Source organism: Pseudomonas sp. MYb185 (genome assembly GCF_002979975.1).
Lineage (GTDB): Bacteria > Pseudomonadota > Gammaproteobacteria > Pseudomonadales > Pseudomonadaceae > Halopseudomonas.
In genome coordinates this window covers 155838-173457 of record NZ_PCQD01000002.1, presented here as the reverse complement: position 1 = coordinate 173457, position 17620 = coordinate 155838, and the positions used below count along the sequence as shown (strand labels likewise).

Genomic DNA, 17620 nt, shown 5'->3' with positions numbered 1-17620 from the left:
TGGGGCTATGGAGAGTATGGAGAGTGAGGTTGGGCGGGCAGCGACTGGTCCCTATCACTCACCGTCATTGCGAGTCGGCATCGCCGACGTGGCAATCCAGGCCAGGGCGCAGACGTTGCAGTAGAAGATGATTGTTGTCAGGAGGTTTCTATGGCTGGCCATTCCAAATGGGCGAATATCAAGCATCGCAAAGCGGCTCAGGATGCCAAGCGGGGCAAGATTTTCACCAAGCTGATTCGCGAGCTGACGGTAGCCGCCAAGCTCGGCGGCCCGGTGCCGGCGGATAACCCGCGGCTGCGTGCTGCCGTGGACAAGGCGCTGACGGCCAACATGACCCGCGATACCATCGATCGCGCGATTGCGCGTGGTGCCGGCAGCAACGACGCCGACAACATGGAAGAGCTGACCTATGAAGGCTACGGCTCTGGTGGTGTGGCGGTGCTGGTCGAGGTAATGACCGACAACCGTAATCGCACGGTCAGCGAAGTGCGGCATGCCTTCAGCAAGTGTGGTGGTAACCTGGGCACCGACGGCTCGGTGGCGTACCTTTTCACCCGTCGTGGTCAGATCAGTTACGCTCCAGGCATCGATGAGGATGCGTTGATGGAGGCGGCCCTGGAGGCCGGTGCCGAAGATGTGGTCGGCAATGAGGATGGTTCTTTCGACGTGTTCACGGCCTTCGAGGATTTCGGGGCGGTAAAGGACGCGCTGGACGCCGCCAGCTTCGCCAGTGAGGCAGCGGAGATCAGCATGGTTCCCTCGACTACCGCCACGCTGGATCTGGAGACCGCGCAGAAGGTGATCCGGCTGGTCGATATGCTGGAAGATCTGGATGACGTGCAGAACGTCTATTCCAATGCCGACATTCCGGACGACGTACTGGCGCAGATGGAGTGACCGGCGTATTCGAGGCACTTCGCAAAAGGGAGGCGGTGCCTCCCTTTTGCATGTCAGGCACAGGACAATTGACACTATGGCGCTGATTCTCGGTATAGACCCAGGCTCCCGGATTACCGGTTTCGGTATCGTCCGTGAAGGGCGTAGCGGTTGCGAGTATGTGACCTCTGGTTGCATTCGGCTGGGAGATGGGCCGTTTCCCGAGCGCCTGAAACAGATTTTCGACAGTCTTGGTGAGCTGATCGGCAATTATCAGCCGCAGATACTGAGCATCGAGCAGGTATTCATGGCGCGCAATCCCGACTCCGCGCTCAAGCTCGGGCAGGCTCGTGGCGCGGCGATCGTCGCGGCTGTGCATGCCGGGCTGCAGGTGCACGAATATACCGCACGCCAGGTCAAGCAGGCGGTGGTGGGGACCGGGGCTGCGGACAAGGTTCAGGTGCAGCATATGGTGACCCAGTTGCTCGGGCTGTCCGGCACGCCGCAGGCCGATGCCGCCGACGCACTGGCCATCGCCCTGTGCCATGCCCATTCCATCGGGCTCAAGGAGCAGCTTGGTGGTGGCTTGCTGGGGCTGCGCAACGGTCGCATGCGGCGACGCTGAAGGAGAGGAAGAGATGATAGGTCGGCTGACGGGTATCCTGTTGGAGAAACAACCGCCGCAGATTCTGCTGGACGTGGGTGGCGTCGGCTATGAGGTGGAGGCGCCGATGAGCACCTTCTATCGCCTGCCGGCGCTGGGTGAAAAGACTACCTTGCATACCCATCTGGTGGTGCGGGAGGATGCCCAGCTACTCTATGCCTTCGCCGAGAAGCGTGATCGTACGCTGTTTCGTGAGCTGATCCGGCTCAACGGCGTCGGTCCGAAGCTGGCGCTGGCGCTGATGTCCGGGCTTGAAGTGGATGAGTTGATTGCTGCTGTGCAGGCGCAGGATACCAGTGCGCTGGTGCGGGTGCCGGGCGTCGGGAAGAAAACCGCCGAGCGGCTACTGGTGGAACTGAAGGACAAGTTCAAGGCCTGGGAGAGCCTGCCGGGGGCAGCCGTCCCGCTGGCATCGGGCCCGGCAGCGGGTGGAGTCTCGCATACTGCCGATGCCGTCAGTGCGCTGATCGCGCTCGGCTACAAGCCGCAGGAAGCCAGTCGGGCTGTCAGTGCCATCAAGGAGGAAGGGTTGAGCAGCGAAGAGTTGATCCGTCGTGCCTTGAAGGGCATGGGCTGATTGGCTCAGACTGTCGGCGGCACATTTAACGCAAGCACCACGGAATCCCTATGCTGGAAGAAGACCGTTTGATCGCCGCCGGACCTCGGCAGCAGGAAGAAATCATCGATCGGGCCATCCGCCCGTACCGTCTGGCCGACTATATCGGTCAGCCTGCCGTGCGCGAGCAGATGGAGCTGTTCATGGCGGCGGCCAGAGGCCGCGGCGAGGCGCTGGATCACGTGCTGATCTTCGGGCCGCCGGGGTTGGGCAAGACCACGCTGGCCAATATCGTGGCCCAGGAAATGGGCGTGAAGATCAAGAGTACCTCGGGGCCGGTGCTCGAGCGTGCCGGCGACCTGGCAGCGATGCTGACCAGCCTGGAAGCAGGGGATGTGCTGTTCGTCGACGAAATTCACCGTTTGTCTCCGGTCGTCGAGGAAATTCTCTACCCGGCGATGGAGGACTACCAGCTCGATATCATGATCGGCGAGGGGCCGGCTGCCCGTTCGATCAAGCTGGATCTGCCGCCCTTCACCCTGATCGGTGCCACCACCCGTGCCGGGATGCTGACCAATCCGCTGCGCGACCGTTTCGGTATCGTTCAGCGTCTGGAGTTCTATGGTGTCGAGGATCTGAGCACCATCGTCTCCCGTTCCGCCGGTATTCTCGGCCTGAAAATTCATCCCGAAGGTGCCTTCGAGATCGCCCGCCGCTCACGTGGCACGCCCCGTATCGCCAACCGACTGCTGCGCCGGGTACGTGACTATGCCGAAGTGCGTGGGCAGGGCAGCATCACCCAGGAGATCGCCGACAAGGCGCTGGATCTGCTGGATGTGGATGCCCAGGGCTTCGACCACATGGATCGCCGTCTGCTGCTGGCGATGATCGACAAGTTCGATGGTGGACCGGTGGGTATCGACAGCCTGGCCGCGGCCATCAGCGAGGAACGGCACACTATCGAGGACGTGCTGGAGCCCTTTCTTATCCAGCAGGGTTTCATCATGCGGACCCCGCGGGGCCGTGTCGTCACCCGGCACGCCTACCTGCATTTCGGCCTGAACCTGCCGGCGGCCATGGCGCAGCAGGCCGGTGATCTGTTCAGCCCGTGATCCGGGCTGGCGACAGAGTCGCGCCGGTTAAAAATATTTTCAATTTGGAGGCAACCCCCGCTATGCAAACCACCAACTTGGCTCTACATTATGGCGGCTGATCCAGGGCAGCCATTCGTGCTCAAGGCCCGAGTCTATTTCGAGGATACCGATGCCGGTGGCATTGTTTATTACGTCAATTATCTGAAGTTCATGGAGCGTGCCCGTACCGAGCTGGTCCGTTCCCTGGGGTTTGATCAAAGCGCGCTGCAATGCGAAAACATCATCTTCGTCGTCCATTCGGTCAGTGCCCGCTACCATGCTCCTGCGCGCCTGGACGATGAACTTGTGGTGAGTGCCGCTGTCTTGGAACTCAAGCGCGCGAGTGTCCGCTTCGCTCAGCAAGTGCGCAGGGCGGATGGGGTGTTGTTGTGTGAGGGGGAAGTACTGGTGGCCTGCGTCAGCGCCGATCGTTACAAGCCCAGAATTATTCCAGCGGCCCTGAGCAGCGCCTTCGCGGCGATGCAGGGCGGCCAAGAGAAGCAAGATCAAGGAGTGGCAAAGAGTGCAAGCTGATCAAATGTCGATGTGGCACCTGATAAGCGGTGCCAGTGTTCTGGTGCAGCTGGTCATGCTGACACTGCTGGCGGCGTCCGTCGCCTCCTGGGTGCTGATTTTCCAGCGCAGTGCGGTTACCCGTGCGGCGAAGAAGACCCTGGATGATTTCGAGGACCGCTTCTGGTCCGGTATCGACCTGTCCAAGTTGTATCGCCAGGTGACTGGCAACCCTGACCCGGACTCCGGCCTGGAGCAGATATTTCGTGCCGGCTTCAAGGAATTCTCGCGCATGCGCCAACAGCCGGGCATGGAGCCGGAAGTGATCATGGATGCGGTGCAGCGTGCGATGCGTGTGGCCATCTCCCGGGAAGAGGAAAAGCTCGATCAGCACCTGCCGTTCCTCGCTACCGTCGGTTCCACCAGCCCCTACATCGGTCTGTTCGGCACCGTGTGGGGCATCATGAACTCGTTCCGTGGGCTGGCAACGGTGCAGCAGGCCACCCTGGCCACCGTCGCGCCGGGGATCGCCGAGGCGCTGATCGCCACCGCGATCGGCCTGTTCGCCGCGATTCCCGCTGTGATCGCCTATAACCGCTTCTCGGCTCGTTCGGAAACCCTGATCGGTCATTACTATACCTTTGCCGATGAGTTCTCCAGCATCCTGCATCGCCGCGTGCATGCCAACGAAGGGGAGTGAGCATGCAACCCAGAGGCAGACGTCCGAAGCGCAAGCCGGTAGCGGAGATGAACGTCGTCCCCTATATCGACGTGATGCTCGTGTTGCTGGTGATTTTCATGGTGACCGCGCCGATGCTCAACCAGGGCGTGAAGGTCGACCTGCCACAGGTCGCCAGCGAAGTGCTGCCCTCCGACTCGAATCAGCAGGTGCTGACCCTGTCGGTACTGGCTGACGGCACCTATTACTGGAATCTGGGCGAAACGGTGGACACCGAGAACCAGAGCGATACGGCCGTGTCCCTGGAACAGATGACCGACGGTGTGACCAAGATCATGCGCGCGCGCCCGGATACCCTGGTCTACATTCGTGGTGATCGCGATGTGAACTACGGTGTCGTGGTCACCGCCATGGCCTCGCTGCAACAGGCGGGCGTGCCTAACGTCGGCCTGATTACCGAGGCCCCGTGAAGAACGAGCATATGCCGGATCCGGGTAAGGATCGCTTCACCGCGCCGGTGATCAAGGCGCTGGGGCTGCACCTGCTGGTGCTGATCTTTCTGTTCGTGTCATTCAGCACAGCGCCGGAGTTCGAGCCGGCCAAGCCGATCGTGCAGGCGACCCTGGTGCAGTTGAATTCGAAGAGCCCGGCGACCACCCAGACCGACCAGAAGATCGCTGGCGAGGCTGAACGCACCGCGGCTCAGCGGCATGAGGCCGAGGAGCTGAAACGCCAGCAGGAGCAGCAGCAACAGGAGCAGGAAGCCGCGCGGCGCGCTGCTGCCGAGCAGGAGCGCCAGGCTGCTGCCGCTGCAGCCGCTGCCAAGGCAACGGAAGATAAGGCGGCCGAGGAACGTCGGCAGGCTGAGCAGGTCGAAAGGCAGAAGGCGGAGGAGGCCAAGCGCAAGGCTGACGCGGCGAAGAAGCTGGCCGAAGAAGAGGCGGCGAAGCAGGCAGCCGAGGAAGCGGCCAAGCGTAAGGCGGCTGAGGAAGCCAAGCGCAAGGAAGAAGAGGCCAGGCGCCGTGCCGCCGAAGAGGCCAAACGCAAGGCGGATGAAGCTGCCAAGGCCGAGGCGGATCGCGTCGCCAGATTGAAACGCGAGCAGGAGGAGGCCAAGGCCAAGGCGCTGGCCGATCTGCTGGCCAGCGAGACGCAGTATCAGCGGGCGCAGGCGGACCAGATGGGCGATGAAGTCGCCGCCAGCTTTGATGATGTGATCCGTCGCTATGTGAGTGAGCAATGGCGTCGGCCGCCTACCGCGCGCAATGGCATGGTTGTCGAAGTGCGCATCAGCATGCTGCCATCGGGTGACATTACCGATGCAGTCATCCTGCGCTCCAGTGGCGACGCCGGTTTCGACCAGTCAGCCCTGCAGGCGGTGCGGAATGTGGGTCGCATTCCGGAAATGCAACAGCTATCCAGGGAAAATCCGGCAACCTTCGATCGTTTGTACAGACAGCGTACATTGCGCTTCAAACCAGAGGATTTGGCATTTTGATGAAAACAATGAAGTACTGGCTGACATGTGCCGCCATGCTGCTCCTGGCCCAGGTTGCCCTGGCCCAGGAGGCCATCGAAATCACCCGGGGCAGCGACCGGGCCACGCCTATCGCCGTGGTGCCCTTCGGCTGGCAGGGAGGCACCCCGCTGACCGAGGACCTGGCCGAGATCACCGGTAATGACCTGCGCAACTCCGGCATGTTCCAGCCTTTCGCCCGGGAGAACATGCTCAGTCACCCCACCCGTGCCGAGGAAATCTTCCCCCGGGACTGGAAGATGCTGGGTGTCGAGTATGTTCTGGCCGGCCAGGTAACCGGTACGGAGGCGGGATATCAGGTGCAGTACCACCTGTACAATGTGGCCCGTGAAGAGGTGCTGATGTCGCGCACCGTCAGTGGCACTCAGAACCAGCTGCGGGATATGGCTCACCGGATCAGCGATGAGGTGTTCGAGCATATCACCGGTATCAAGGGCGCCTTCAGCACCAAGTTGCTGTATGTCGCTGCCGAGCGTTTCTCTGCGGACAATATCCGCTATACTCTGCAGCGTGCGGATTACGATGGTGCTCGTACGGTCACCCTGTTGCAGTCACGGGAGCCGATATTGACGCCATCCTATGCGCCAGATGGGCAGCGTATCGCCTATGTCTCATTCGAATCGCGGCGTCCGGAAATCTTCGTGCATTACATCCAGACCGGCCGGCGTGAGCGTATTACCAGTTTTGAAGGTCTGAACGGTGCCCCGGCCTGGTCACCGGATGGAAAGCGCCTGGCATTTGTCTTGTCACGTGACGGCAACCCGGAAATTTACGTCATGGATATGGATAGCAAGCAGATGCGGCGGGTAACCAACCACTATGCGATTGATACCGAGCCGACCTGGCTGGATAACAATACGCTGGTGTTTACCTCCGATCGCGGAGGGCGGCCACAGATATACAAGCAGAACTTGAATAATGGCACTACAGAACGCCTGACTTTTGTGGGCAACTATAATGCCAATGCCAAACTGTCAGTTGATGGGCGAACCATGGTCATGGTCCACCGCCAGGATGGCTACCGGAATTTTCATATTGCAACTCAGGATCTGGAAAGGGGCAATCTGAAAGTTTTAACAGAAACGTCGTTGGATGAGTCGCCTACTGTCGCACCTAACGGCACTATGTTAATTTACGCTACCCGTCAACAGGGACGGGGTGTACTTATGCTGGTTTCGACCAATGGTCGTGCACGGTCGGAGATTCCGACGAAGTTCACAGACCTGCGCGTACCATCATGGTCCCCATACCTGCCATAGGGTATACCAATACTAAACCAAACGGGGTTTATCAGGAGTCTATGATGGAAGTTATCAAGTTCGGCAAGTTTGCAGCTCTGGTTGTCGCTTTCGGCGTTGTGGTTGGCTGTTCCTCCAAGGGCGGTGATGCAGCCGGCACAGGTGCAGTCGACCCGAACGCTGGTTATGACAGCTCCACCTCTTCGGCAGGTAGCAGCAGCGTCAGCAGCGAAGAAGCGGCTCTGCGCGCCATCACCACTTTCTACTTCGAGTTCGACAGCTCCGAGCTGAAGCCTGAAGCCATGCGCGCCCTGGACGTACACTCCAAGGACCTCAAGGCCCAGGGTAACCGTGTAGCGCTGGAAGGCCACACCGACGAGCGTGGTACTCGCGAGTACAACATGGCTCTGGGTGAGCGTCGTGCCGCTGCCGTTCAGCGTTACCTGGTTCTGCAGGGTGTTTCCCCTGCACAGCTGGAGCTGATCTCCTACGGTGAAGAAAAGCCGGCTGCCACTGGTTCCAGCGAAGAAGCCTGGGCTCAGAACCGTCGCGTCGAACTGCGTAAGTAAGAGGTCGCATGAAAGGGTATCAGGGATTCGTTCTGGGTTGTCTGCTGGTGCCGGTGACGGCACTGGCTCAGGTTCCGGTAATGGAAGGCAGTTCGGGCAGCAATGCCCGTAACTACCAGACGCAGGCCCAATCACTGCCTGATACCCGATCTTCCTCGGCTGGCCTTTCGATGGAAGGCCAGCTCATGCAGCAATTGGATCAGATGCAGCAGGAAGTTTCGATGCTGCGTGGCCTGCTGGAAGAGCAGGAACATCGACTGAAGAAGTTGGAAAAGGATCAGCTTGATCGTTATCAGGATCTTGATCGCCGACTTTCCATGATTTCCACAGGTTCGTCGGCGCCGACCAGCGCGAACGGATCTGCCAGTGAACACAGCCTGCCGCCGATAACACCGGCCCCCTCCGGCCAGCGTGCCGACCAGGCTGCAGAACCCGCTGACCCGGCGCGTGAAAAGCTGCTGTATGAAGCCGCTTTCGACCAGGTCAAGGCGCGGGACTTCGAAAAGGCGGAAATGGCGTTCAATGCCTTTCTGCGGCGTTACCCCAACAGTGAGTATGCCGGCAATGCCCAGTATTGGTTGGGCGAGGTCTATCTGGTACAGGCGGACCTGGAATCGGCCGGGCAGGCCTTCGCCAAGGTTATCAGCCAGTACGCCGGCCATCGCAAGGAAGCTGACGCACTGTACAAGCTTGCGGAAGTGGAGCGGCGTATGGGTAATGCGGACAAGGCGGCACAGCTCTATCAGGAAGTGCTCAGCAAGCATCCTGATGCATCGGCAGCCCAGTTGGCCAGGCGGGAACTGAACGCCTTGCAATAATGCGGTAAAAAGTAAAAAAAATTCTTGAGTTTCTTTTTCAAATCAGTAAGATATCGCGCATTCAACGGGTCGTTAGCTCAGTTGGTAGAGCAGTTGGCTTTTAACCAATTGGTCGTAGGTTCGAATCCTACACGACCCACCATCTTTTCCCCCGTGATACTCTCCTGGCCGCCAGGCCGCTCTCTTCATCAGTTTGATTTTCTTTTCTTCCCTTTGTCTGTCAAACGTCCGCAATTCCGCTTCGTTATTCAGTCATTTCCTGCTCTTCTCCTTCGATGTGATGCTCCGGCCGTTCCTGTGAAATTAGGTTGAACCACCATTCAAGCGCTACGGTCACTTGTTTTACCACTCATTTGCAATACCAGTAGGAGCTACTTCATGAATACTGATTCGAAGGAAGTGATTTCCACCCTGAACGATCTGATCGAAACCTGCAAGGATGGTGAGGAAGGCTTCCGCGTCTGTGCCGAAGACATCAAGCGGCCAGAGTTGAAAACCCTGTTTGCCCAGCGTGCCACAGAGTGCGCGCAGGCAGCTCAGGAGTTACAGGCGATCGTCATTCGCCTGGGTGGTGATCCCGAGGACAGCACCAGCGTGGCAGGTGATCTGCACCGTCGCTGGGTCGATCTCAAATCGCTGGTTACCGGCAAGAATGACGAGGCGATACTCAATGAGTGCGAGCGCGGCGAGGACGTCGCCAAGAAGAGTTACCACAAGGCGCTGGAAAAGGCGTTGCCCGAGGACATCCGCCAGGTGGTGCAGCGGCAGTACGATGGCGTGCTGCGTAACCACGATCAGGTGAAGATGTTGCGCGACGCCGAGCGGGCCCGCAGCTGATCCGGCCAGCAAGTTCATGAAGCCGGCGCCAGCTGCTGCGGTATCTGCCGCCAGCTGCCCGCCGGCTCTGCATTATGTCACTGACGCCACGCCTGGTTTCAGCCGACGATTCCTCCGGGGCAAACCCGCCTACTTCGATGAACAGGGCCGACGTATTGTCGATGCCCGGATCATCAGCCGTATCGATTCATTAGCCATTCCGCCTGCCTATCGTGAGGTGTGGATCTGCAGTGATCCGCTGGGCCATCTCCAGGCAACCGGCCGTGATGACCGGGGTCGCAAGCAATACCGCTACCATCCACTGTGGCGGGAGGTTCGCGATACAGCGAAATACGACCGTCTGCTGGCCTTCGGTAACGCCCTGTCCCGGCTGCGGCGAGAGCTGGATAAACGCCTCCGCATGCGTGGCCTGGGTCGCGACAGGGTAATCGCCGCGGTGATCATGCTGCTGGATGAGACCTGCATCCGTGTTGGCAACCAGGAATACACCAGGCAGAACAAATCCTATGGTTTGACTACCTTGCGCAATCGCCACCTGAACCTGCGGGGCGCCAATATCTGTTTCCAGTTTCGTGGCAAGAGCGGGGTGCAGCAGCAGGTGGCTCTGCGGCATCCGCGTCTGGCAACCATATTGCGCCGTTGCCGTGAACTGCCCGGCCAGCACCTGTTCCAGTATCTGGACGAGGCAGGGCAGCCCTGCTCGGTCAGTTCCTCGGATATCAACACCGTTCTGCGGGAGATAACAGGCGCGGACTTCACTGCCAAGGATTACCGCACCTGGGCCGGCAGCGCCCTGGCACTGGCCAGCCTGCGTGACAGTCTTGCCGAGGGGCAGGCGCCGAGCAAGCAGACGGCGGTCGAGATGGTGAAGGAGGTGGCGCGGCAGTTGGGCAATACGCCTGCCGTCTGCCGCAAATGCTACATCCATCCAGCCATCATCGAGGCTTATCTGTGCAGCGACCTGGATTCGGTTCAATGGAGCGCCGGCCGAGCCAGAAGGCGCTGGCTCAAGCCGGAGGAGGTGGATCTGATGGTGTTTCTACAGCTCTGCCAGAGCGAGCAGGCGTCAGGGTAGCCGTTGTTCCTGGCGTTGCTCCTCGATGCCCTGGTATTCCCCGGGCGGGGAGATCGCCCGCCAGCTTTCCAGATAGAACAGGCCCACACTGATCAGGGCCAGCAGCCCGGCGGCCACTATGCAGGCACCATAGAAGTAGGTCTTGTCCTGGTGCAGCCGCATGAAGCGGGGCAGGCCGTAGTACAGCTGCAGTGCAGAAAAGAACCCCATCACCGGGAGCGTGAGCACCACCAGCCAGCGCTCGGGGTACAGCGCTACCAGCCCGCCGAGCATGAAGGGCACCGATAGAAAGGTGGCGAAGGCGATGCCTTGCAGGGCCGACGGGCGAAAAGGCGTCCGAAACAGGACCCAGCGCACGATATAACCCATGATGATGGCGTTGCTCACGAATGCCAGCCAGACGGCGACGGCCAGCAAGGCGGCACTGGTGGTGCTGAGGAAATGTCGCTCCTCCGAGCCGAACAGCGCCCAGCCCGCCACGCTGCTGCCATAGTAGACGCTCAGGGCGGGAACCAGAGAACCGATCAGCAGCAGCGGGACGAAGCCCCAGGGGCTGTGCTCCATATCATCGTGGATGCGCTTCCAGGTGGTGTTGGGCGCGTAGAATAGACCGGGTACGTATTTGAACATGAGCAGCCTGCCTTGTAGGGGTCCTTGTAAATCTTGACTGGGTGCACAGGCGATAGTTCCGGTTGGCTTTGCCGGCCACGCATCGGTAGAAATCGGCGGTCGTGGTATGATGTGGGCATTCTGTTCCCGGAGGGGTTGTTAGATGTCTCAGATTTCCGAAAGGTTGCTGGTGCAGGCCCATCTGGCCGCCAAGGAACCTGCCCCGCTGACCGATGTCGAGAAGGCCGATTACAAGGTTCGCATCGCAGCGGCGCTGAAGGCGCACGATGCTGTGCTGGTCGCGCATTACTACACTGATCCGCTGCTGCAGGAGTTGGCAGAGGAGACTGGCGGCTGCGTTTCCGATTCCCTGGAAATGGCCCGTTTCGGCAAGAACCATCCAGCCACCACGCTGGTGGTGGCTGGTGTACGCTTCATGGGCGAAACCGCGAAGATCCTCAGCCCCGAGAAGCGCGTGCTGATGCCAACGCTGGATGCCACCTGCTCGCTGGACATCGGCTGCCCGATCGACGAGTTCTCCGCCTTCTGTGACCAGCACCCGGATCGTACCGTGGTGGTGTATGCCAACACCTCGGCGGCGGTCAAGGCGCGTGCCGACTGGGTGGTGACCTCCAGCTGCGCACTGCCGATCGTCGAGAGCCTGATGGACAAGGGGGAGAAGATTCTCTGGGCTCCGGACAAGCACCTGGGTGGTTACATCCAGCAGCAGACCGGGGCCGACATGCTGCTGTGGGATGGCGCCTGCATCGTGCACGAGGAGTTCAAGGCCAAGGCGCTGCTGGACCTCAAGGCAGTCTATCCGGAGGCGGCAATTCTGGTACACCCCGAGTCGCCGGCGTCGGTGGTGGAGTTGGCTGACGTGGTGGGCTCCACCAGCCAGTTGATCAAGGCGACTCAGCAGCTACCGAACCCGACCTTCATCGTGGCGACCGACAAGGGCATTTTCTACAAGATGCAGCAGGCGGCACCGGACCGCCGGCTGATCGATGCGCCCACTGCCGGTGACGGCGCTACCTGCCGCAGTTGCGCCAATTGCCCATGGATGGCGATGAATACCCTGCCGCGCCTGTTGCAGAGCCTGGAGCAGGGCACCAACGAAATTCTGGTGCCGGAGCAACTGATCCCCGCAGCGGTGCGCCCGTTGCAGAGAATGCTGGATTTCACTGCAGCACTCTGATCAGGGAGGCTGATCAGAAGTTCTTGAGGATCTCCCGCCGACGCGCGATTTCATCCTTGCGCGCGTTGATGCGGGAACTGATCACGAAATTGTCCCCGGCCCGCTTGAGGGCCTGGTCGAGCTGCTGATCGGCCTGATCCAGGTCCCCGGCCAGCATGAAGTACTCCGCGCGTGCCTGGTGCACACCGAGGATGTTCTTCGCCAGACCACGGATTTCCGATACCAGGTACCATACATCCGGATCATCACTGCGCAGCCGTGCCAGCCGGTCAGTGACCTGCTCGGCGGCGCGGTAGTCGCGTTTGCGCAGCAGCACATCGGCCTTGGCATTGAGTAGCGGATAGTTGTCAGGCTGTGCCCGCAGTAACTGATCGAGGCGGGTCAGGGCCTGGTCCAGGCGGTTGCGGCTGCTGTCCAGTTCGACCTGGGCCAGCTGCACGGCGATATTGTCCGGGTACTCTGCCAGCAGGGGTTCCAGTTCCTGCTCGGCGCTATCCTGCTGCCCGCTGCGGATCAGGGCCAGCGCCAGGCCGTAGCGGGCTGCGGCATGCTCGCCGTCATGCTCATCCAGCAGAGCGCGAAAGCGTTGCGCGGCCAGGCCGGGGCTATCCTCATAGAACAGCTGCACGCGGGCACGCATCATCTGGTAATACAGGCTGTCGCGGCGGCCCTCGACGCTGAGCTGTCCGGCGCGGTTGCGTGAGTCGGCGATCCGTGACTGACTGACCGGGTGGGTCAGCAGGAATTCCGGCGGGGTCTGGCTGAAGCGGCTCAGCCGGGCCAGCCGCTCGAACATGTCCGGCATGGCATTGGGATCATAACCGGCGCCCTGGAGGTTGAGCAGGCCGATACGGTCGGCCTCCTGCTCGTTCTGGCGCGAGAAGCGGCGTTGTTCCTGGATGGCAGCCGCCTGGGTCGAGGCCAGCGCCGCGAACCCGGCATCACCGCCGCCACTGGCGGCGAGAATGATGCTGGCAAGCATGGCGGTCATCAGCGGGATACGGGTCTGTTGTTGCTGCTCCAGGCCGCGGGCAAAGTGGCGCTGCGACAGGTGAGCCAGTTCGTGGGCCATGACCGAGGCGAACTCGGCCTCGGTATGGGCATGCAGGAACAGCCCGCCATTGACGCCGATAACCCCGCCGGGTGCGGCAAAGGCGTTGAGCTGGGGGCTGTCGATGGCGACGAAGGTCAGCCGCCGGTCATCCAGTTGGCTGGTTTCGGCCAGGCTGAACACATGCGTCTCGACATAGTCCTTGAGCAGGGGGTCTTCCAGGGTGCGCACCGAGCCACGCAGCATGGACAGCCAGGCACGCCCGAGCTGATACTCCTGCTCGCGGGACATGATCGAGGAGCTGGTATCGCCCAGGGAAGGCAGGTTGAATTCGGCGGCGCTGACCGGTACCGCAGTAACCGCCATCAGCGAAAACAACAGGGCTCTGAAAGGCGCCCGAACCGCTCTGATACATTGCATGGATGCACTTTAACCCTTTTTTGCCTGGATGGTCTGCCGCTCGTCCTGCGCAGGTATACTCGCAGGCCAGTTGGGAGTGTAAGCATGTTTGATGAAAAAAGTGAATTGCAGGCTGACCAGTCGGTAGACGCCCGTGGGCTTTCCTGCCCGCTACCACTACTGCGGGCCAAGGTGGCGCTCAACGGCATGACCGTTGGGCAGATACTACATCTATCGGCGACCGATGCGGGCTCGCAGCGGGATATCGCCCGGTTTGCCGAGCTGGCCGGGCATGCGCTGCTGCGTGCCGATGAGAGAGATGGGGAGTTCCATTACTGGTTGCGCAAGGCCGGGGCGGAGTAGGTTCGTTCCTGGCCTCCTTGATTAGAGGCCGAAGGCGGCAGCCGATGCTCCGGAGCTGGCCTGGGAGCGCTGGATTGCCGCGCTACGCTCGCAATGACATGCTCTGGTACTGGTTATCCTTGCGGGATCGGTAGCCGCCCGTCGTCATTGCGAGGCCGAAGGCCGCGGCAATCCATGACGCGGAGGTGGGCGAGAAGCACTGGATTGCCGCGGGGCGCGATTCTCACATGGTCAGGCGGCGCTAGTAGGCCCTAGCCCAGTTGGCGTGCCGCTTCCAGCACCTCGGCAACATGCCCGGGCACTTTCACCTTGCGCCATTCCCGGCGCAGTACGCCTTCGCGGTCGATCAGGAAGGTGCTGCGCTCGATGCCTTCGTACTGCTTGCCATACAGCTGCTTCTGCCGGATCACATCGAACAGGCGGCACAGGCTTTCATCGGCATCGCTGATCAGGTCGAATGGAAAGCTCTGTTTGGCACGGAAGTTCTCATGGGTACGCAGACTGTCGCGCGAGACGCCGAATACCAGGGTATCGGCCGCCAGGAACTGCTCGTGCATATCGCGAAAGTCCTGCCCCTCGGTAGTGCAGCCCGGCGTATGGTCCTTGGGGTAGAAGTAGATCACCACCTTGTTGCCGGCCAACTCCGAAAGGGTGACGCTCTTGCCGCTGGTGGCCTGCGCGGTGAAGTCGGGCAGGGTGGAATCCAGTTTGATGCTCATGACAGCCTCATTATCGGTATCAGTGAAGTGGACGCCAGGGTTCAATCACGGCATCCAGGTTGAGTTCGTCGCAGAAATCGAGAAACTGCTCGCGCAGCCAGCTGAGCTGGGTCTTGACCGGGATGGCGATGGTCAGTGTCAGGTTCAGCATGGCGGTGCCGGTATGCTGGGCCATGTAGGTGAAGCTGAACATTTCCTCGATATCGATTTCCAGGTGCTGGAAGAAGGTGCACAGCTCGGCGACCAGCTCCGGGCGCTGGGCCGCGGTCACGAAAACGTTGTATGGCAAGGCCGAGGGGCGCTCTTCCAGGGCACTGCTGCGGTACATGGACAGTGTGAAATGCTCGCGCTTGGCCAGCGGCGGCAGCAGCGTCTCGAGCCTTGCCAGCGCGTCCCAATTACCGCTGACCTGCAACAGCAAGGCGGTGCAGGTGCCGTGCCGGCTCATGCGGCTGCTGACGATCAGGCAGCGCTGCTCCATGCACAGGCGGGTCAGCATGCTGGCCAGGGCGGTGGTTTGCTGCCCCATGGCGTTGATCACCAGAAACTGCTCACGTGGGCTGGGCACTGTGGACATAAGACTCCTCGAAGACTGGATTGCCGGGCCGGAACACTGCCGGCAAGCTGCCTATTGTCCCCGTCTGTCGTCGGCGGTTCAACCACCAGTTTTTTCGCCGTTTGCCGGCTCGCGGCCTTGCGTCCCTTGTGCTGAATCAATGGCGAAAGTACCATTGCCGATCAATATGTTTCTCGTGGAGCCCCTTGCATGATTTCAGGCAGCCTTGTGGCGCTGGTAACCCCTATGGATTCGCATGGCAACCTGGATTGGCAGGCGCTTGACCGTCTCATCGAATTTCATCTGGAGCAGGGCACCGACGGTATCGTCGCGGTCGGCACTTCCGGTGAGTCGGCCACGCTGGACATGGACGAGCACAAGGAAGTCATCCGCCGGGTGGTCGATCGGGTGGCCGGGCGGATTCCGGTCATCGCCGGCACCGGTGCCAACTCCACCAGCGAAGCTGTCGAGCTGACCGAAGCGGCACGCAGCGTCGGTGCCGATGCCTGCCTGCTGGTTACCCCCTACTACAACAAGCCCACCCAGGAGGGCTTGTACCAGCACTTCAAGTTCATCGCCGAGGCGGTGGCCATCCCGCAGATCCTGTACAACGTCCCCGGTCGCACCGCCTGTGACATGCTGCCGGACACTGTCGTACGCCTGGCCGATATCGACAACATCATCGGCATCAAGGAAGCTACCGGCGACCTGCAGCGGGCCCGTGAATTGATCGACCGCGTTGCCGGCCGCATGGCGATCTACTCCGGGGACGACCCGACTGCGGTGGAACTGATCCTCATGGGCGGCCAGGGCAATATCTCGGTGACCGCCAACGTGGCTCCCAAGGCCATGCATGATCTGTGCGTCGCGGCCCTGAACGGCGATGCCGACACCGCCCGGCGTCTGAATGAAATGCTCATGCCATTGCACAAAAAGCTGTTTATCGAGTCCAACCCGATTCCGGTGAAATGGGCACTGCACGAAATGGGCCTGATCGACGATGGCCTGCGCCTGCCGTTGACCAGTCTCAGTGAAGGCTGCCGGCCGGTGGTACGTGAGGCCCTGCAGCAGTGCGGCCTGTTGTGACTCCGAGGAACCAGACAATCAAGGAATTCCAAATGAAGCCTGTGCTCAATGCACTGACCCTGGTAGTGATGAGTGTTGGCCTGAGCGGCTGCGGTTATCTGTTCGGCGAGGACGGTTATTTCCGTGACCGCGGTTCGGACTATCAGGCCGCGGTCGTGGAGCCGCGCATGACGGTGCCGGCCGAACTGAACAGCAAGCCGATCGGTGACCTGCTGCCGGTGCCCGGCGAGATCCGCACCGCTGATGCGAGCAAGTACCGCGTGCCCCGTCCGCAAGGGTTGAGTGTGGGGGGCGATTTCAGCGAGTTCTCCCAACAGCAGAACGGCAGTGAGCGCTGGCTGCTGGCACAGCGTACACCGGCCAGCCTGTGGCCTCAGGTGCGTCAGTTCCTCAGTGACTATCAGGTGCCTGTGGCCCGTGAGTCCGCTACCCTCGGCGAGATGGAGACCGGTTGGTTGGCTTTCGACAGCGACGCCGACAACCCGCTGATGCGCCGGCTGCTGACTGCAGTGGGATCCAATCGCCGTACCGACGGCCAGGAGCAACGCTTCCGGGTGCGGGTCGAGCCCGGTGTGCAGTCCGGCAGCAGCGAGGTCAAGGTCCTGCACATGCAGCGCGCGCAGGGCAGTGATCGTGCCGAGTGGCCCACGGTCTCGGACAACAGCAATCTCGAGCGTGCGGTGCTGGCCGAACTGGAAACCTATCTGAGCCAGGCCGACGGGTTGGATTCGGCCGCGCTGTCGACCGTCGACGAGGCGCCGGCAGCACGCCGCAGCAGCCTGGAGCAGGATGGTGCCGGTAATCCGGTGCTCACACTGCAGACCGACTTCAACCGCGCCTGGGCCGCTGTGGGTCAGGCCCTGGCCAGAGCCGATATCCTGGTCGATGACCTCAACCGCAGTGCCGGCGTGTACTATGTCAATCCGCAGCAGAGTGCCAGTGACAGCAAGCCGGGCTTCTTCGGCCGGCTGTTCGGTCGCGGCAAGCAGGCGGACAACGCCCAGGCCCAGCGCACGCAGATTCGTCTGACGCCGATCGGCAACCGTATCCAGGTCACCGTGGAAGACAGCATCGATACCAGTAGCGACTCCAGCCAGGCCAGGGAACTGCTCCGCCGGATTCACGACAACCTGAACTGAGGGCG

21 protein-coding genes and 1 tRNA gene are annotated in these 17620 nt (G+C 61.1%); 18 read left to right on the top strand and 4 right to left on the bottom strand.

Annotated elements, in window-relative coordinates:
- Positions 1-150: 150 nt before the first annotated feature.
- The 14 genes from CQ007_RS03350 (at position 151) to CQ007_RS03285 (ending at position 10495) form a co-directional block, all read left to right on the top strand.
- Positions 151-897: a YebC/PmpR family DNA-binding transcriptional regulator gene (locus CQ007_RS03350; RefSeq protein ID WP_105643504.1), complete on the top strand. Its 747-nt coding sequence runs from the start codon at positions 151-153 to the stop codon at positions 895-897.
- 76 nt (positions 898-973) lie between these two features.
- On the top strand, positions 974-1501 hold the full coding sequence (gene ruvC / locus CQ007_RS03345; RefSeq protein WP_105643503.1) for a crossover junction endodeoxyribonuclease RuvC: 528 nt from the start codon (positions 974-976) through the stop codon (positions 1499-1501).
- Positions 1502-1514: 13 nt separating this feature from the next.
- Positions 1515-2117 carry a Holliday junction branch migration protein RuvA gene (gene ruvA / locus CQ007_RS03340; protein WP_105643502.1) on the top strand — a complete coding sequence of 201 codons (603 nt, stop codon included), beginning with the start codon at positions 1515-1517 and terminating at the stop codon, positions 2115-2117.
- A gap of 50 nt (positions 2118-2167) precedes the next feature.
- Positions 2168-3208, top strand: a complete 1041-nt coding sequence (ruvB, locus tag CQ007_RS03335; protein WP_105643501.1) for a Holliday junction branch migration DNA helicase RuvB — start codon at positions 2168-2170, stop codon at positions 3206-3208.
- A 90-nt stretch (positions 3209-3298) separates the two neighbouring features.
- Entirely contained in the window at positions 3299-3763 is a 465-nt protein-coding gene (gene ybgC / locus CQ007_RS03330) for a tol-pal system-associated acyl-CoA thioesterase (RefSeq protein ID WP_105643500.1), read from the top strand.
- A 4-nt stretch (positions 3764-3767) separates the two neighbouring features.
- Positions 3768-4442, top strand: a complete 675-nt coding sequence (tolQ, locus tag CQ007_RS03325; protein WP_105643499.1) for a protein TolQ — start codon at positions 3768-3770, stop codon at positions 4440-4442.
- Positions 4443-4444: 2 nt separating this feature from the next.
- Complete coding sequence (gene tolR, locus CQ007_RS03320) at positions 4445-4891, top strand: protein TolR (protein WP_105643498.1); 447 nt, start codon at positions 4445-4447, stop codon at positions 4889-4891.
- Positions 4888-5919: a cell envelope integrity protein TolA gene (gene tolA / locus CQ007_RS03315; RefSeq protein ID WP_371919786.1), complete on the top strand. Its 1032-nt coding sequence runs from the start codon at positions 4888-4890 to the stop codon at positions 5917-5919. Before tolR ends, tolA begins: the two co-directional genes overlap by 4 nt.
- An 8-nt stretch (positions 5920-5927) precedes the next feature.
- Positions 5928-7217, top strand: coding sequence for a Tol-Pal system beta propeller repeat protein TolB (gene tolB / locus CQ007_RS03310; protein WP_105643497.1), 1290 nt, complete (start codon positions 5928-5930; stop codon positions 7215-7217).
- Between the two features lie 44 nt (positions 7218-7261).
- Positions 7262-7765 (top strand): peptidoglycan-associated lipoprotein Pal, encoded by a 504-nt coding sequence (gene pal, locus CQ007_RS03305; protein WP_105643496.1) that lies wholly within the window; start codon positions 7262-7264, stop codon positions 7763-7765.
- Positions 7766-7773: 8 nt separating this feature from the next.
- A complete protein-coding gene (gene ybgF, locus CQ007_RS03300) occupies positions 7774-8583 on the top strand; it encodes a tol-pal system protein YbgF (RefSeq protein WP_105643495.1) in 810 nt (269 codons plus the stop codon).
- A gap of 66 nt (positions 8584-8649) precedes the next feature.
- Positions 8650-8725, top strand: a tRNA-Lys gene (locus tag CQ007_RS03295).
- Positions 8726-8961: 236 nt separating this feature from the next.
- On the top strand, positions 8962-9420 hold the full coding sequence (locus CQ007_RS03290; protein ID WP_105643494.1) for a PA2169 family four-helix-bundle protein: 459 nt from the start codon (positions 8962-8964) through the stop codon (positions 9418-9420).
- Positions 9421-9436: 16 nt separating this feature from the next.
- Positions 9437-10495, top strand: a complete 1059-nt coding sequence (locus tag CQ007_RS03285) for a DNA topoisomerase IB (protein WP_105643493.1) — start codon at positions 9437-9439, stop codon at positions 10493-10495.
- Here the strand turns inward: CQ007_RS03285 and CQ007_RS03280 are convergent.
- Positions 10487-11125: a Yip1 family protein gene (locus CQ007_RS03280; RefSeq protein ID WP_105643492.1), complete on the bottom strand. Its 639-nt coding sequence runs from the start codon at positions 11123-11125 to the stop codon at positions 10487-10489. The genes CQ007_RS03285 and CQ007_RS03280 overlap by 9 nt on opposite strands.
- A gap of 142 nt (positions 11126-11267) precedes the next feature.
- On the opposite strand from CQ007_RS03280, the gene nadA reads away from it, so the two are divergent.
- Positions 11268-12302: a quinolinate synthase NadA gene (nadA, locus tag CQ007_RS03275; protein WP_105643491.1), complete on the top strand. Its 1035-nt coding sequence runs from the start codon at positions 11268-11270 to the stop codon at positions 12300-12302.
- A gap of 13 nt (positions 12303-12315) precedes the next feature.
- On the opposite strand, the gene CQ007_RS03270 is transcribed toward nadA, so the two are convergent.
- A complete protein-coding gene (locus CQ007_RS03270; protein WP_371919785.1) occupies positions 12316-13773 on the bottom strand; it encodes a M48 family metalloprotease in 1458 nt (485 codons plus the stop codon).
- Positions 13774-13857: 84 nt separating this feature from the next.
- On the opposite strand from CQ007_RS03270, the gene CQ007_RS03265 reads away from it, so the two are divergent.
- Positions 13858-14115, top strand: a complete 258-nt coding sequence (locus CQ007_RS03265; protein WP_105643490.1) for a sulfurtransferase TusA family protein — start codon at positions 13858-13860, stop codon at positions 14113-14115.
- Positions 14116-14366: 251 nt separating this feature from the next.
- On the opposite strand, the gene CQ007_RS03260 is transcribed toward CQ007_RS03265, so the two are convergent.
- Positions 14367-14834: a peroxiredoxin gene (locus CQ007_RS03260; protein WP_105643489.1), complete on the bottom strand. Its 468-nt coding sequence runs from the start codon at positions 14832-14834 to the stop codon at positions 14367-14369.
- Positions 14835-14853: 19 nt separating this feature from the next.
- The gene (locus tag CQ007_RS03255; RefSeq protein ID WP_105643488.1) at positions 14854-15411 is read right to left on the bottom strand and encodes a glycine cleavage system protein R; all 558 of its coding nucleotides are present in this window, start codon (positions 15409-15411) and stop codon (positions 14854-14856) included.
- A 189-nt stretch (positions 15412-15600) separates the two neighbouring features.
- Here CQ007_RS03255 and dapA point away from each other — a divergent pair, with 189 nt between their 5' ends.
- Entirely contained in the window at positions 15601-16476 is an 876-nt protein-coding gene (gene dapA / locus CQ007_RS03250) for a 4-hydroxy-tetrahydrodipicolinate synthase (protein WP_105643487.1), read from the top strand.
- Positions 16477-16508: 32 nt separating this feature from the next.
- The gene (gene bamC / locus CQ007_RS03245) at positions 16509-17615 is read left to right on the top strand and encodes an outer membrane protein assembly factor BamC (RefSeq protein WP_105643486.1); all 1107 of its coding nucleotides are present in this window, start codon (positions 16509-16511) and stop codon (positions 17613-17615) included.
- The last annotated feature ends 5 nt before the right edge of the window (positions 17616-17620 follow it).

Bases quoted from the DNA above. Each gene is read 5' to 3' on its own strand.
- bamC (WP_105643486.1), top strand. From the start codon at position 16,509: ATGAAGCCTGTGCTCAATGCACTGACCCTGGTAGTGATGAGTGTTGGC.
- ruvC (WP_105643503.1), top strand. From the start codon at position 974: ATGGCGCTGATTCTCGGTATAGACCCAGGCTCCCGGATTACCGGTTTC.
- ybgC (WP_105643500.1), top strand. From the start codon at position 3,299: ATGGCGGCTGATCCAGGGCAGCCATTCGTGCTCAAGGCCCGAGTCTAT.
- tolQ (WP_105643499.1), top strand. From the start codon at position 3,768: ATGTCGATGTGGCACCTGATAAGCGGTGCCAGTGTTCTGGTGCAGCTG.
- CQ007_RS03270 (WP_371919785.1), bottom strand. From the start codon at position 13,773: ATGCAATGTATCAGAGCGGTTCGGGCGCCTTTCAGAGCCCTGTTGTTT.
- ybgF (WP_105643495.1), top strand. From the start codon at position 7,774: ATGAAAGGGTATCAGGGATTCGTTCTGGGTTGTCTGCTGGTGCCGGTG.
- tolB (WP_105643497.1), top strand. From the start codon at position 5,928: ATGAAGTACTGGCTGACATGTGCCGCCATGCTGCTCCTGGCCCAGGTT.
- tolR (WP_105643498.1), top strand. From the start codon at position 4,445: ATGCAACCCAGAGGCAGACGTCCGAAGCGCAAGCCGGTAGCGGAGATG.
- dapA (WP_105643487.1), top strand. From the start codon at position 15,601: ATGATTTCAGGCAGCCTTGTGGCGCTGGTAACCCCTATGGATTCGCAT.
- CQ007_RS03290 (WP_105643494.1), top strand. From the start codon at position 8,962: ATGAATACTGATTCGAAGGAAGTGATTTCCACCCTGAACGATCTGATC.
- CQ007_RS03350 (WP_105643504.1), top strand. From the start codon at position 151: ATGGCTGGCCATTCCAAATGGGCGAATATCAAGCATCGCAAAGCGGCT.
- nadA (WP_105643491.1), top strand. From the start codon at position 11,268: ATGTCTCAGATTTCCGAAAGGTTGCTGGTGCAGGCCCATCTGGCCGCC.
- CQ007_RS03285 (WP_105643493.1), top strand. From the start codon at position 9,437: ATGAAGCCGGCGCCAGCTGCTGCGGTATCTGCCGCCAGCTGCCCGCCG.
- CQ007_RS03255 (WP_105643488.1), bottom strand. From the start codon at position 15,411: ATGTCCACAGTGCCCAGCCCACGTGAGCAGTTTCTGGTGATCAACGCC.
- pal (WP_105643496.1), top strand. From the start codon at position 7,262: ATGGAAGTTATCAAGTTCGGCAAGTTTGCAGCTCTGGTTGTCGCTTTC.
- CQ007_RS03280 (WP_105643492.1), bottom strand. From the start codon at position 11,125: ATGTTCAAATACGTACCCGGTCTATTCTACGCGCCCAACACCACCTGG.
- CQ007_RS03260 (WP_105643489.1), bottom strand. From the start codon at position 14,834: ATGAGCATCAAACTGGATTCCACCCTGCCCGACTTCACCGCGCAGGCC.
- ruvA (WP_105643502.1), top strand. From the start codon at position 1,515: ATGATAGGTCGGCTGACGGGTATCCTGTTGGAGAAACAACCGCCGCAG.
- ruvB (WP_105643501.1), top strand. From the start codon at position 2,168: ATGCTGGAAGAAGACCGTTTGATCGCCGCCGGACCTCGGCAGCAGGAA.
- CQ007_RS03265 (WP_105643490.1), top strand. From the start codon at position 13,858: ATGTTTGATGAAAAAAGTGAATTGCAGGCTGACCAGTCGGTAGACGCC.